The following is a 13,790-nucleotide window of genomic DNA, read 5'->3' on the forward strand; positions in this document are numbered from 1 at the left end:
GGAGAACGGCGGAAGCCTCCGCGCTGAACGCCGCCTCCCTGTCGTCGCCACAGCCATGATGACCGCGCGGACGGATGCACCTCGGCGTCGACCTTGCTCGACGGACACGCCGCCCTGCGATAGCAATTGAACTACCCCGGGGGATCACGTCGCCCGGGCGGCGCGACATGAGCGTGAGGGCGCGCACGCAGGACACGGCTCTCGGGCACGAGGCCGCGCTCCGCGCGTGCGGGGAGGTGAGAGCCTATGTTGAGCGGAGCTGATGTTTCGGTCCACCAGGGAAGTATCCAGTGGGACGCGTTCGCCTCACGGCTCGATTTCGTCTTCATCCGGGCGACGTTCGGGACGGAGGGGGTCGACAGGAAGTTCGCGACCAACCGGGCCGAGGCCGCGCGCTGCGGGCTCCTCCGAGGGTACTATCACTATGCGTTGCCGCGCCTCGACCCCGACGAGCAGGCGCAGAAGCTCTGCGGCGTGGTCGGCGACCTCGAGCCCGGGGAGCTCGACATCGTGCTCGACCTCGAGGAGACGCAGCACGCGGGCAATAGCGGCCATGTCTGGACGTCGCAGGACACCCTGGCTCTTCAGGTGTGGACCCGCCGCTTCGTCCAAGAGGTGAAGTCGCGCTACCCGGGCCGCTCGGTCATCCTCTATACCCGCCATGACTTCTGGCGCGATCACCTCGGCGGCAGCTCCGAGTTCGTCGACTGCCCGCTCTGGATCGCGAACTATACCTATGGCCTCGACTCGGTGCGGGCGAGGCCGCCGGCCAACCCGAAGGACTGGGCGGACTGGGCGCACAGGAAGCCGCTCAGGGCCTGGGACCCCTGGTCTGCGTGGTCGTTCTGGCAGATCACCGCCAGGGCCGTGATGCCGGGCGTCCGGACCAACACCGTGGACGCCAACCTGTTCAATGGAACGGTGAGCGATCTGCGGCGCCTCGCCCGGCTCGAGGCCGGGTCCGTGACGTCTGAGACGTCCGAGCCGCTGCCCACGGCCGACGCGCTCTGCCAGAAGCTGCTCTCGCAAGCCGATGACAGATACATCTTCGGACACGAGGTGCGCCTGACCGATCCCAACCCCTCCGCATTCGATTGCTCCGAGCTCATCGAGTGGGGCTGCGCCCAGCTCGCCGTCGAGCCCACGATGCCTGACGGCTCCTGGATGCAGGCGCGCCACGTGAAGGCGGCGCGGCTGCTCATGCCGGTGGACACGGCGATCGCGACCCGCGGCGCCCTCCTGTTCCGCTTCTCGACAGACCCGTTCACGGGCGGGCGCCCCGAGCACGCCCACGTGGCCATGAGCCTGGGCGACGGCCGCACCATCGAGGCGCGCGACACCGCGCATGGCGTCGGCGTGTTCCCGGCGCTGGACCGCGGCTGGACGCACGCGGGCCGGATCCCGGGCCTCGACTACGGCGCCGCGCCGCCCGGCGGCGGGCTCGCGCGCGGCGCCAAGGGGCCCGAGGTGAAGGCCTGGCAACAGCACCTGTTGATGTGGCGCGCCGGGCTCCTGCCGCAGTTCGGCGCGGACGGCGACTTCGGCGAGGAGACCGAGGTGGCCACGCGGATCTTCCAGCAGGAGATGGGGTTGCCCGTGACCGGCACGGTCGGGCCCGAGACGCGCGACGCCATGCAGCGCGCGCTGCCGCGCCCGCCCTGCGCGCTCGAGCTGCCGCGCGCGCTGGGCCGCGCGCTCCTGGGCATCGTCGGCCAGGGGGCGGCCGCGGGAGGCGCGGCGCGCGCGGCAGGGCCGCAGGCAGAGCTCCAGGGAGCGGCGAGCGGGCCGACGGCGATGGCGACGCCGGGCCACGACGCGGCCGGCGTCCGCAGCTACACGTTCGCGCAGAGCGGCTTCCGGTTCACGGTGACCGCCACCCCCGAGCCGGTCGCGGCGGCCCGGGCGAACGACGCCGGGGGCGCCGTGGCGTTCTTCACGTCGAGCCAGGCGCAGCCCGGGTCCGCGCGTCTGGCGCCCGTGTTCGACGGGACGGGCCTCGACTGGCTGCCGCCGCGCGATCCGGGCGCGCTCACCGGCACGAGGTTCTACGAGCAGGTCCGGGGCCTGTCGCTCGCGGCGCGGGAAGAGCTCTTTCTCCAGGAGGTGCTGCGGGGGAACGTGCCCAGCTTCCTGCGCCGCTTCCATCGCGTCACGGTCGAGGCGCCCGACGGAAAGCGGGGCGTCGCGTACGTGTGCGCCGACTACCTGGCGATCGGCCCGGACACCGATTTCCTGCGCATGCCGCTCACCGGCGTCACCGCCCAGCGCGTCGCGGATGCGTGCGGCTGCGTGCTGCCGACGAAGAAGCTCGTGAAGGACATCTATGCCGCTTCGCGGAAGCAGACGGCCATCCCGCTCGATCCCCAGGACGGCACCAAGGTGGAGCGCTTTCGTGACCACCAGCTGGCCATCGAGCAGCACCGGGTCGGCGAGCTCGGCGAGCTGCTCGCGGGACACAAGAAGGACGTCGTGGTGACCAACCGGCTGCACCACCACGCGCGCCGGCTGGCGATCTTCGGCTTCTACAAGGCGGACGGCAAGCCGTGGCAGCCGCTGGACACGTCGCTCCGGCGGCGGCTGCCGCACGAGGACACCTACGCCGACTACAGCCACGGGGTGCGGCTGATCGGCGGCCTGATGGCCCTCGGGTCGGAGCAGCGCTGCGTGGCCGACGTCCTGCTCGACCCGGCGCTGTGCGGCCTCGTGAGCGACGAGGGGATCATCAGCGTTCCGAGGTACGAAGTGCACCCGCTCGGGTGACCGATGAGGTCGTTTTGCCGCGGCCGAACCTCGGGGTGAGGGGAGGGGTGAGGGGAGGGGTAGGGCTCGGCTACACTCCGCCGGTAGCAGGAGGAGACCCCGCGATGGAGCTGAGACGCACGAAGGCCATGGGCGATCACGGCAGCCTCATCGATGCGCTCGCGTCGGTCAGCGAGGCGGAGCTGCTCGACGCGATCGTCGCGCTCGCGAGGCCGCGGCACATGTTCCGCCAGCGCGCGGAGAACCGCCGCGCGGCGCAGTACGTCGCCGCCGCGCTGGAGGAGCGGGGCTACGCCGTCGAGATCGAGGGCGAGCTCGGGAACGTCGTCGCGACGCCCCGGGCCGCGGTCGATCGCCCGATGATCCTCGTCGGGGCGCACTACGACAGCGTGCCCGACACGCCCGGCGCCGACGACAACGCGAGCGGGATCGCGGCGATGCTCGCCTGCGCCAGGGCGCTCTCGCGCTTCGAGCCGGCCCCGCCGGTGGGCTTCGTGGCCTGGAACGGCGAGGAGGACGGGCTGCTCGGCAGCGTCGAGTTCGTGGCGCGCCACCGATCGCAGGGCGGGGCGCCGATCGCCGCCGTGCACGTGCTGGAGATGGTCGGCTACGCGAGCCACGAGCCGGGATCCCAGCGGATGCCGGTCCCGGTCCCCGGCGCGCCGGACGTCGGCGACTTCATCGGGCTGCTCACGAACCACCGGTCGAACCACCTCGTGGAGCTCGCCGCGAAGCAGGCAGAGGCGCTGGTGCCCGAGCTGCCGGTCGTGGGCCTCAAGGTCTACCTCGGCCTCGAAGAGTGGCTCCCCGTGCTCCACCGGAGCGATCACTCGCCGTTCTGGAAGGCGAAGATCCCCGCCATGCTCTGGACCGACACGGCCGAGTTCCGCAACCCGAACTACCACCGCCCGACGGACACCCCCGAGACGCTCGACTATGGCTTCATGCGCCGCGTGACGCAGCTCGTCCTCGCGACGGTGACACGGCAGGTCCGGACCGGGTAGAAGGAGAACCCGATGGTCATCGAGCTGACTCCGAGCTTCCAGGTAATCGACGCGCGCTTCCGCAAGCTCGCGTTCCCGCACGTGCACGTCGAGAAGCTGTACACGGGCTGCCGCTGGGCGGAGGGGCCCGCGTGGTTCCCGGCGGGGCGCTACCTCGTCTGGTCGGACATCCCGAACGACCGCATGATGCGCTGGGACGAGACCGACGGCTCGGTCTCGGTGTTCCGCCAGCCCGCGATGAACTCCAACGGCCACGCGGTCGACCTGCAGGGCCGCCTCGTGTCCTGCGAGCACCGCGGCCGCTGCATCGCGCGCACCGAGCACGACGGCTCGCGCACGGTGCTCGCGTCGCACTTCGAGGGAAAGCGGCTGAACTCGCCGAACGACGTGATCGTGAAGTCCGACGGCACCGTCTGGTTCAGCGACCCGAGCTACGGCATCGACAGCGACTACGAAGGCGACGCGTCGCCGAGCGAGCAGGGCGCGCAGCGCGTCTACCGCCTCGACCCGGCCTCGGGTGCGCTGACGGTCGTCGCGGACGACTTCGTGCAGCCCAACGGCCTCGCCTTCTCGCCGGACGAGTCGCTGCTGTACATCGCCGACACCGGCGTGACGCACGTGAAGGACGGCCCGCACCACGTGCGCAAGTTCCGCGTCGACGCGAAGGGCACGCTGACCGGCGGCGAGGTGTTCGCGACCTGCCCGGTCGGCTTGTACGACGGCTTCCGCGTCGACGTGCACGGCAACCTGTGGCTGTCGGCCGGCGACGGCGTGCACTGCCACGCGAGCGACGGCGCGCTCCTCGGAAAGGTGCTGATCCCGGAGACCGTGTCCAACGTCTGCTTCGGCGGCGCCAAGCGCAACCGCCTGTTCATCTGCGCCACGACCTCGCTGTACGCGGTCTATCTAAACACCCGCGGCGCCGGGCGCTAGAACACTGATCACGTTGAAACCCGGAGAATTTTCACAGGGAGGCGGGGAGACGGGGAGGAAGAAGAAATGAAACTCTCCCTCTTGCCGTCTCTCGCTCCCCGCCTCCCCGCCTCCCTGTGAAAATTCCTGCTTTTTCTCGTGGTTTCAACCCGTCTATCGCTCTAGTCATCGCCCCTCCTGATGCTGTCGGCCGTAGACCAGCAGCATGGCGATGATCACGGCGCCGTAGATGATCTGGCGGCCGGCCTCGGGCATCTGCAGCACGCTGAGCATGCTCTGGAGCAGCACGATGAGGATGGTGCCGAGGACGGTGCCGAGGTACGTCCCGCGCCCGCCCATGATGTTGGTCCCGCCGATCACCACCGCGGCGATGGCCGGCATGAGGTAATCGTTGCCCATGGCCTGGTAGGCCTTGTGCGAGAAACCGGCCAGCAGCATCCCGGTCATGGCGGAGCACACGCCGCACATCACGAACGCGCCGATCAGCACCAGGTGCGTTCTGACGCCCGAAAGATAGACGGCCTGCTCCTGGTTGCCCACGGCATAGATGTAGCGGCCGAGCGCGGTCCTCTTCAGCACGAAGGTGGCGACGCCGCCGACCAGGATCCAGACGAACAGCGAGTTCGGGATGGAGAGCGTCCTGCCTACGGCCAGGACCTCCATCCACGCCGGTGCCTCGCTGCGCGGAGCGAAGCCGCCCGTGTAGAGCACCATCAGCCCCTGAAGCACGGTGTTCGTGCCCAGCGTGAAGATCATCGAAGGCACGCGCAGGTAGGCCACGCCGAGCCCGTTCAAGAGACCCGCGGCGGCGCCGACGGCCAGGCCGCAGGGCAACGCGGCCCAGCCGCCCATCCCCGCGGCCAGCATGGCGCTCGAGGTGAGCACCCACGGCAGCGAGAGATCGATGTGACCGAGCAGGATCACGATCATCATGCCCGTGGCGGCCACGCCCAGGAAGGCCGCGATCTGCAGCTGCTGCAGGATGTAGTACGGGCTCAGGAAGCTCAGCGTGCCCTGGGTGATCAGCGTGCCGATCGAGCCGCACACGAGGACGACGCCGATCGACAGCAGCGCGTACCAGGTCGGCTTGTCGATCTCGCCGAGACGGCTCTTGAGGGAGAGGGGCTGTTGCATCGAGCTCACCTGAAGACCTGCAGCCGGTTCTTGACGCGGATGACCCAGAGCGCGCCGAGGCAGACGGCCGCGAGCAGGATGAGGCCCTCGAACAGCGGCTGGTAGAGCGGGTTGGCGAGGAGGCCCAGCGCCGAGCCCTCGTCGAAGACGCGGAAGTTGAAGGCGACGGAGCGGAGCACCAGCGCGCCGAAGAGCGATCCGATGGCGCCGCCGATCCCCCCGTACAGCGAGGTGCCGCCGATCACGACGCTGGCGATGGAGTTCAGCGTGTAGGAGCCGGCTTGCGGGATGTCGGCGTTGCCCGACGTCGTTTGCAGCGCGAGGTAGAGGCCGCCGACGCTGGCGAAGAACCCCGACAGCGTGTACGCGGCCAGCTTGACGCGCTTGATGCGGACGCCCGACATGTACGCCGCCTCCTGCGACGCGCCGACGGCATAAGCGCCGAGGCCGTAGCGGGTGCGGCGGTAGTAGGTCCAGAGCAGCGCGAGCAGCGCCATCCAGATCGCGGGCGACGGGATCTGGCCGACGAAGCCCAGCGCGCCGTCGAGGGGGGCGGCGCCCGCGACCTGCAGCAGCTCGTTGAGATCGAAGGTGGCCGCGAACGCGAGATCGCCGTCGACCTGGCCGCCGGGCGTCGGTCTCAGGAACAGCGCGACGCCGAGGAAGATCGTGCCCGAGGCCAGCGTGGCGATGATCGGTTGCAGGCGGCCATAGACCACGAGGCAGCCGTTGAGCAGGCCCGCCGCCATGCCCACGGCCATGCACAGCAGGATGCCCAGGAACATCGTGAGCGCGCTGCCGGCAAGGACATGCGAGGCCACGCAGTTGACGAGCGTGATCACCGCGCCCACCGACAGATCCAGGCCGCCGGTCAGCACGGGGATCGTCTGGGCCATGGCCGCCGCCACCAGCACGAACGACTCGTTGGCGTTCTGCCCGATCAGCGGCGCGCTGAAGCCCTTGGGATGGGACAGCGAGTAGAGCCCGTAGAACAAGATGCACAGACCGACGGCCACGAGCAGGCCCTGGTTCTGGCGCAGGCGGAGCTTCCAGTCCTTCATCGTGCCTCCGATGGCGCGCGTTCGTCTCCGCGCTTCGCGGGCTCAGGCCCGCCGCGCAGACCGAGGGCCAGGTCCAGGATGTTCTTTTCGGTGATGTCGGGCCCCACGAGCTCTCCCTGCACGCGGTTCCGGTAAAGGATGAGCACGCGATCACAGCAGCCGATCAGCTCGTCGTAGTCCGTGCTGTAGAAGAGGATGGACGTGCCGGCGTCCGCCAGCTCGCGGAGCAGCTGGTAGATCTCCTGCTTCGTGCCGACGTCGATGCCGCGGGTGGGATCGTTGAGCATCAGCAGCCGCGGCTCCGTCATGAGCCACTTGGCCAGCACGACCTTCTGCTGGTTGCCCCCGGACAGCGATGAGACCGGGTGGTCGGGCGAGCCGATCTTGATCTGGATGCGGCGCACCATCTCGTCGACGCGCGCGGCCTCGCGCTGGCGGTCGAGCACCACGCCGCTCGTGAACCTGTCGAGCGACGCCAGCGACAGGTTCGTGGCGATGGACATCGGCAACATCAGGCCTTCGGTCTTCCTGTCCTCGGGCACGAGGGCGATGCCGTGCGCGCGGTCCTTGGCCTGGCGCGGGCTCGCCAGCTTGACCGGCTTGCCGTCGATCTTGATCTCGCCGCGCACATCCCTGAGCACGCCGAACAAGCCGAGCAAGAGCTCGCGCTGGCCCTGGCCGTCGAGCCCGCCGATGCCGAGGATCTCGCCCTTGCCGAGCTTGAACGACACGTCCTCGAGCTGCCGCTCCCAGCTCAGGCCGCTCACCTCGAGCAGCGTCGCCGGGAAGCTGGGGGACGCCGGCTTCGGCGGGAAGGCGTGACCCATGTCGCGGCCGATCATGAGCTCCACGATCTGGTCGTCGCTGCGCCGGCCCTTCGCGAAGGTCTCGATGTGCCGACCGTTGCGGAAGACCGACATCACGTCCGAGAGCTCCTTGATCTCGTGCATGCGGTGCGAGATGTAGAGCATGCCGACGCCCTGAGCCTTGAGCTCGGCCAGGAGCTCGTAGACCTTCTTGACGTCGGTGTTGGTCAGCGCGGAGGTGGCCTCGTCCAGGATCAGCAGCCGCGGGTTCTTGCCGAGCGCCTTCGCGATCTCGACCATCTGGCGGCGCGAGAGCGGCAGGTCGCTCACCCAGGCGTTCGGGTTCACGCCCTCGCAGCCGACGCGCGCCAGGAGCTCCTCGGCCCTGCGGACCTGCGCCTTGCGATCGAAGAGCCCCAGGCGGTTCGTCGGCATGGTGATGCCGATGTTCTCGGCCACGGTCAGCGTCGGCATCAGGGACAGCTCCTGAAAGACGCAGACGATGCCGGCGGCGTTCGCCTCGATCGGGTGGTCGAACCGGACCGGCTTGCCCTGGAGCAAGAGCTCCCCGGCGCTCGGCTTGACCACGCCGCCGATGATCTTGATGAGGGTGCTCTTGCCCGCGCCGTTCTCGCCGAGGATGGCGTGCACCTTCCCCGGCTCACAGGCGAAGTCGACGCCGCTCAGGGCGGTGACCCCGCCATAGTGCTTGGAGACGGCCCGGAGCTCGAGAAGCGGAGGGCTCACCGGTTCGATCATGATGCTGGGGCGCTACTTCACGTCTGCTTGACGTTGACTCGACGTTGGCTGGACGTTGGCTGGACGTTGGCTGGACGTCTACTTCACGTCGGATTCCGACTCGTTCATGATCTTCACGCCCGAGATGTTGACGCCGCAGGGCGGGAACTCGTTGGGCGTGAAGAAGTTGTCGGAGAGCTGGGAGAAGAAGGTCTCGCCGTCCTTCAGCGTGGTGTGATCGGCGGCGGGGATCGGCACGGAGATCATCTGCGGCATCACCTTGCCTTGCAGGCCCTCGAGCGCCGCCTTCATCGCGATGGCCGCGAGCCCCGGCGACTGGCCGAGCGACAGGCCCTTCATGCCCTGTTCGTGGTGCTTCGCGATCAGCTTGCGCACGCCGTTCTCGGCCTCCGTGGCGACCGGGATCGGCTTGTGTCCGGCGTCGAGCAGCGCGCGGACGGCGCCCGTCGAGCCGCCCTGCGCGAAGAGCGCGTCGAACTGGCGGTGCACGGCCAGCGCGTCGGCCACCGCCTTCTGCGCCTTGCCGTCGTCCCAGCTGCCCACCACCTCGACGATGGTGTAGCTCTTCCCCGGCGCTTCCATGACCTGGCGGAAGCCGACGTGGCGGTCGCGATCGACGGAGTTGCCCTGCAGGCCGCGGACCTCGAGCACCTTGCCCTTCCCGCCGAGCTGCTTGTCGAGGAACTCGCCCCACTGGCGCCCCATCGCCAGCTGGTCCTCGTTGACCTGCATCACCTTGTCCGTGTCGAGCACGTTGTCGAACGGAACCAGGACGACGTCCTTCTTGTCGGCGAGCCGGATCACGCGATCGAAGCCGTCGGGGCTGACGGCGAGCGTGACGATGCCGTCGAAGCCCTGGTTGATGAAGTCCTCGATCGCGCCGAGCTGGGCCGCGACGTCGGTGCCTGTCGACACCACCTTGAACTCCTTGATCAGCGGCGCGATGGCCGGATCCTTGGCGAAGGCCTTGGCCGTCTTGACCATCTGGATGCGCCAGCCGTTACCAACGTAGCCGTTGACGAGCGCGAGGCGGAACGGCGGCTTTCGCGCCGTCCACTGCAGATACTTGGTGTCCTGCTTCCACGGCGCGAAGCACTCCGGGTTGAAGCCAGGCCCCGGCACGACCTTGGGCCCTTGCCCGCTCGGCGTCTGCGCCGCCGCGGCCGCGGCGCTCGGCGCCTGCGAGGCCGCGGCGCTGGCGGAGCCCCCTGCGGCCGGAGCGCTGTCGGGCTTGTCTTTGCAGGCAGAGAGACCCAGGAGCCCGAGCGCACAGCTCAACACCACCGCTGCGCGCCGCGCCGATCCACGTGACTTCAACTGGCCAATCGACATCGTGCCGCTACCTTTCGAGCAAAGAGACGTGGTCGGATGGAGACCTCTGCGGCCCATCCCACGTCGTCACGTTCTCGCCCTCACGAAAGACGAGGGCAATGTCTGCGTGCCGCCGTATCGCTCACGGCAAAAACACTGGGGTACAACGATTCGCATCTGGCGAGCGACGGTGTCGCGCGTCATCCCCGGGACACCGCGCGGATTTCGCGGGCACCCTCACAATTCAATGACGTGATCGTCGACGCTCGTGGGGCCTACCACGACAGATCTTCTGGTTTCGGCGCTTAGGAAATCCAAACGCGATCCGGAAGTCAAGCTTCTCGTTGTGATCGTTCACATCGTACAGCCACGCTGCACGCGCTGGCTGAATAATGGAACCTCACGTGATCCGCCTTTCTTCTGGAAAAATAACACTACATCAAAAGCTCATGTGCCAGAGGAGCTCCGCTCCGCGGCGATGGCGCGACCGAGGAGCCCGATGATGCGCTCCGCATCATAGACGCAACCACCCCAGCTGCCGCCGCTGGCATCCTGAAGCGCAGCCCACAACCGCGTATCCGGGTTGACTCGGCCGTCCGGTTGAAGGGCTGGATTGGGCGAACGGGCGGCGAGATCGCCGTCCTCCACACCCACGACGTCCACCGTCCCCTCCAGCCTGCGCGTGTCGATCCGCAGCCGGATGCGGTCGCCGTCGCGCACGCGGCCGATCGGTCCACCCGCCCACGCCTCCGGGCTGACGTGGCCGATGCACGCCCCGGTGGAGACGCCGGAGAAACGACCGTCCGTGACCAGGGCGATACGGTGCCCGTCCTTCACGTGCTTGAGGGCAGAGGTGATCTGGTACGTCTCCGGCATCCCGATACCGGGGCCGATGCCGATCAGCACCATCACGTCGCCCGGTTGCACGGCGCCCGTCTTGATCGCCTCGATCGCCGCGTCCTCGCTGCCGAACACGCGCGCGGGCCCTTCGTGCAGATAAACGCCGTCCGGTCCGATCACCTGGGGAGCGATCGCGGTGCTCTTCACGAGCGCTCCCTCGGGCGTGAGGTTGCCGCGCAGGAAGGTCACCGTGCTGGTGAGGCCGCGCTCGCGTGCCTTCCCGGCGGACATGATCACGTCGTCCGGGTCGATGCCGTCCAGCTGCCGCAGCTTGTCGCGCAGGCGCCGGCGCCGCTCGCTGCGCTCCCACCACTCGAGGTTCTCGCCCAGGGTCAGGCCGCTGACGGTGCGCGCGCCGAGCCGCAGCAGGCCGAGCTCGCGCAGGTGGAGCATGACCTCCGGGACGCCTCCCGCGAGGAAGACCTGAACCGTGGCATAGTGTTTCGGCCCGTTGGGCAACACGTCCACGAGGCGCGGAACGAGGGCGTTGATGCGCGCCCAGTCGTCCACCGTGGGGCGCCGGAGCCCGGCCGCGTGGGCGATCGCCGGCACATGGAGCACCAGGTTGGTCGACCCGCCGACGGCGGCATGCAGCACCATGGCGTTGTGGACCGAATCGTCGGTGACGATGTCCCGCGTGGTCACGCCGCGCCGCTCGAGGGCCATGAGCGCGTGCGCGGAGCGGCGGGCGAGGTCGCGCCAGATCTCGGCGCCCGACGGGCTGAGCGCGCCGTGCGGGAGGGCGAGGCCGAGCGCCTCCGCCACCACCTGGCTCGTCGCGGCCGTCCCCATGAACTGGCAGCCGCCGCCGGGGGAACCGCAGGCGCGGCAGCCCATCTCGGCGGCGTAGTCGAGGCTCACCTCCCCGCGCGCAAAGCGCGCCGCGAGGGTCTGGACCTTGGCGGTGTCCTCGGCCTCCTCCGCGAGGAGCGTGACGCCTCCCGGCACGAGCACCGTGGGGAGGTCGGGGGAGCCGGCGAGCGCCATCAACATGGCCGGCAGGCCCTTGTCGCAGGTGGCGACGCCGAGCACGCCCCGGCGGGTGGGCAGCGAGCGTATCAGCCGTCGAAAGACGATGGCGGCGTCGTTGCGGTAAGCGAGGCTGTCGAGCATGCCGACGGTGCCGTTGGTCCGCCCGTCGCACGGATCGCTGACATAGCCGGCGAACGGGATGGCCCCGCCGGCCGTGAAGGTGCGGGCTGCCTCCTCCATGAGCAGCCCCACCTCCCAGTGCCCCGTGTGGTACCCGAGCGCGATCGGCGTGCCGTCGGGCGCGCGGATCCCCCCCTGCGTGCTGAGCACGAGAAACTGCTTCCCGCGCAGGCGCGCGGGATCCCACCCCATCCCGGCATTCTGGGTCAAGCCGAACAGCTCGCCGCTGGACATGGCACGCAGCTGCTCGGCCCCGAGCGGGAGGCGCCCCGACGGTCCGGGCGCGGTGGTGCGCAAGGCGTAGATCGCCTCGTCGCCGGACTCGAACACCGGGTCGTGGCTCATGCGCGGGGGGCGATGGGGTCGCGGGTGGCCCGGCCGTCGACGAGACGTGATATCCCGAGCGGGTTCTCGTCGCGCAGCTCCAGCGGGAGCAGCGCGGTCGGACACGACTGGTAGCAAACGGGGCGCGCGAAGCGGAAGATGGCCGCGGTTCCAACCGACGTGAAGCGCGCGTCGCTGCTCGCTGGATACGGCCCGCCGTGGTGCATGGCGTGCGACACCTCCACGCCCGTCGGGTAACCGTTGAAGACGAGGCGGCCCGCGACCCGGCTGAGGACATCGACGAGGTCCTGGGCGGCGGCGAGATCGTCGGCGGTGCCGTGAAGCGTGGCGGTGAGCTGGCCTTCGAGCGCGCCGAGGAGCTGAAGCAACTCTCCGCGGTCCGAAGCGGTGACGAGCAGCGTGTACGGTCCGAAGATCTCGTGCGCGAGGTGCGGCTCCCGCGCGAAGTCGGCGGCGGAGACGCGAGCGACGCGCGCGCCCGTGTCGGTCAGCCACTCCACGCCTTTCAGTTCCCGCACGGAGCGGTCGAACGACTGCTGGATACCGGCGTGCAGCATCACACCAGGCGTGACGGCGCGGGCTCGGTCGGCCACCGACCGCGAAAACGCATCCCATTCGGGGGAGGCCAACCCAAGGACAAGGCCGGGCTTGGTGCAGAACTGGCCGACACCGAGCGAGCACGAGCTGGCCAGCCCTTCGGCGATGGCGTCGCGGCGCTCGCGCAGCGCGCCGGGCAGCACGACCAGCGGGTTGATGCTGCTCATCTCGGCAAAGACGGGGATGGGCCGCGGGCGGGCGGCGGCGGCGTCACAGAGGGCGCGGCCGGCGCGGGTGGACCCGGTGAAGCCCACCGCCTGGATGGCCTCGTGGCGCACCAGCGCGAGCGAGACCTCGGGCGAGGCGCCGTGCACCATGCCGAACACGCCCGCGGGCAGGCCCGCCTTCTGAACGGCGGAGCGCAGGGCCGAGGCCGCGAGGTCGGAGGTACCAGGGTGCGCCGGGTGGGCCTTCACCACGACCGGGTTGCCCGCGGCGAGGGCAGAGGCGGTGTCGCCGCCGGCGACCGAGAACGCGAGGGGGAAATTGCTCGCGCCGAAGACGGCGACCGGACCGATCGGTCGCAGCATGCGGCGGACGTCGGGGCGCGGGAGCGGCTTGCGGTCCGGCAGCGCGGGATCGATCCGCGCGTCGACCCAGGAGCCCTCGCGCGCGACGGCGGCGAAGAGGCGCAGCTGGCCGGTGGTGCGGGCGCGTTCGCCTTCGAGGCGGGCGACGGGCAGCCCGGTTTCCCGGTGCGCGGTCTGGATCAGGGGATCGCCGAGCGCCATGAGCTCGTCGGCGGCGGTCTCCAGGAATCGGGCGCGTATCTCCGGCGCGAGGCCGGCGAAGGCCGGCGCCGCCGCGACGGCGGCGCGGGCGGCGGCGTCGATCTCGGCGGCGGTGGCGTCACGGTAGGCGCCGAGTTGTTCCCCGGTGGCGGCGTTGTGGGCGAAGAATTCCATGGGTTCAGGGGGAAGGGAGTTTCACGAGCGTGCCAACCGGATCGATCGAGTTGCGCACGTCATCCTTCTGGAGCGTCAACGTATCCGGGGGCAGAGGCGGAATCGAGGAGGAACCTCTCGAGC

9 protein-coding genes are annotated in these 13,790 nt (G+C 69.7%); 3 read left to right on the top strand and 6 right to left on the bottom strand.

Annotated features, from left to right (window positions below; genetic code table 11):
- Positions 1 to 246: 246 nt before the first annotated feature.
- The 3 genes from WMF45_RS45355 to WMF45_RS45365 all read left to right on the top strand — a co-directional run bounded on the left by WMF45_RS45355 (position 247) and on the right by WMF45_RS45365 (position 4,697).
- Positions 247 to 2,760: a GH25 family lysozyme gene (locus tag WMF45_RS45355; protein ID WP_437713031.1), complete on the top strand. Its 2,514-nt coding sequence runs from the start codon at positions 247 to 249 to the stop codon at positions 2,758 to 2,760.
- Between the two features lie 104 nt (positions 2,761 to 2,864).
- A complete protein-coding gene (locus WMF45_RS45360; protein WP_437713032.1) occupies positions 2,865 to 3,764 on the top strand; it encodes a M20/M25/M40 family metallo-hydrolase in 900 nt (299 codons plus the stop codon).
- A 12-nt stretch (positions 3,765 to 3,776) separates the two neighbouring features.
- Entirely contained in the window at positions 3,777 to 4,697 is a 921-nt protein-coding gene (locus WMF45_RS45365; RefSeq protein WP_437713033.1) for an SMP-30/gluconolactonase/LRE family protein, read from the top strand.
- Between the two features lie 165 nt (positions 4,698 to 4,862).
- On the opposite strand, the gene WMF45_RS45370 is transcribed toward WMF45_RS45365, so the two are convergent.
- The 6 genes from WMF45_RS45370 to WMF45_RS45395 all read right to left on the bottom strand — a co-directional run bounded on the left by WMF45_RS45370 (position 4,863) and on the right by WMF45_RS45395 (position 13,667).
- The gene (locus WMF45_RS45370; RefSeq protein WP_437713034.1) at positions 4,863 to 5,831 is read right to left on the bottom strand and encodes an ABC transporter permease; all 969 of its coding nucleotides are present in this window, start codon (positions 5,829 to 5,831) and stop codon (positions 4,863 to 4,865) included.
- A 5-nt stretch (positions 5,832 to 5,836) separates the two neighbouring features.
- Positions 5,837 to 6,892 carry an ABC transporter permease gene (locus tag WMF45_RS45375; protein ID WP_437713035.1) on the bottom strand — a complete coding sequence of 352 codons (1,056 nt, stop codon included), beginning with the start codon at positions 6,890 to 6,892 and terminating at the stop codon, positions 5,837 to 5,839.
- Entirely contained in the window at positions 6,889 to 8,457 is a 1,569-nt protein-coding gene (locus WMF45_RS45380) for a sugar ABC transporter ATP-binding protein (RefSeq protein WP_437713036.1), read from the bottom strand. The genes WMF45_RS45375 and WMF45_RS45380 overlap by 4 nt, the downstream gene beginning before the upstream one ends.
- 78 nt (positions 8,458 to 8,535) lie before the next feature.
- The gene (locus WMF45_RS45385) at positions 8,536 to 9,735 is read right to left on the bottom strand and encodes a sugar ABC transporter substrate-binding protein (protein WP_437719650.1); all 1,200 of its coding nucleotides are present in this window, start codon (positions 9,733 to 9,735) and stop codon (positions 8,536 to 8,538) included.
- Positions 9,736 to 10,215: 480 nt separating this feature from the next.
- Positions 10,216 to 12,165 (bottom strand): YjhG/YagF family D-xylonate dehydratase, encoded by a 1,950-nt coding sequence (locus tag WMF45_RS45390; protein ID WP_437713037.1) that lies wholly within the window; start codon positions 12,163 to 12,165, stop codon positions 10,216 to 10,218.
- Complete coding sequence (locus tag WMF45_RS45395; RefSeq protein ID WP_437713038.1) at positions 12,162 to 13,667, bottom strand: aldehyde dehydrogenase (NADP(+)); 1,506 nt, start codon at positions 13,665 to 13,667, stop codon at positions 12,162 to 12,164. Before WMF45_RS45395 ends, WMF45_RS45390 begins: the two co-directional genes overlap by 4 nt.
- Positions 13,668 to 13,790 lie beyond the last annotated feature (123 nt).

Source organism: Sorangium sp. So ce448, from assembly GCF_051520915.1.
GTDB lineage: Bacteria > Myxococcota_A > Polyangia > Polyangiales > Polyangiaceae > Sorangium > Sorangium cellulosum_B.

What these genes read in the sequence shown, in the direction of transcription:
- WMF45_RS45355 (WP_437713031.1), top strand. Translation starts at nt 247, where the DNA reads ATGTTGAGCGGAGCTGATGTTTCGGTCCACCAGGGAAGTATCCAGTGG.
- WMF45_RS45360 (WP_437713032.1), top strand. Translation starts at nt 2,865, where the DNA reads ATGGAGCTGAGACGCACGAAGGCCATGGGCGATCACGGCAGCCTCATC.
- WMF45_RS45365 (WP_437713033.1), top strand. Translation starts at nt 3,777, where the DNA reads ATGGTCATCGAGCTGACTCCGAGCTTCCAGGTAATCGACGCGCGCTTC.
- WMF45_RS45370 (WP_437713034.1), bottom strand. Translation starts at nt 5,831, where the DNA reads ATGCAACAGCCCCTCTCCCTCAAGAGCCGTCTCGGCGAGATCGACAAG.
- WMF45_RS45375 (WP_437713035.1), bottom strand. Translation starts at nt 6,892, where the DNA reads ATGAAGGACTGGAAGCTCCGCCTGCGCCAGAACCAGGGCCTGCTCGTG.
- WMF45_RS45380 (WP_437713036.1), bottom strand. Translation starts at nt 8,457, where the DNA reads ATGATCGAACCGGTGAGCCCTCCGCTTCTCGAGCTCCGGGCCGTCTCC.
- WMF45_RS45390 (WP_437713037.1), bottom strand. Translation starts at nt 12,165, where the DNA reads ATGAGCCACGACCCGGTGTTCGAGTCCGGCGACGAGGCGATCTACGCC.
- WMF45_RS45395 (WP_437713038.1), bottom strand. Translation starts at nt 13,667, where the DNA reads ATGGAATTCTTCGCCCACAACGCCGCCACCGGGGAACAACTCGGCGCC.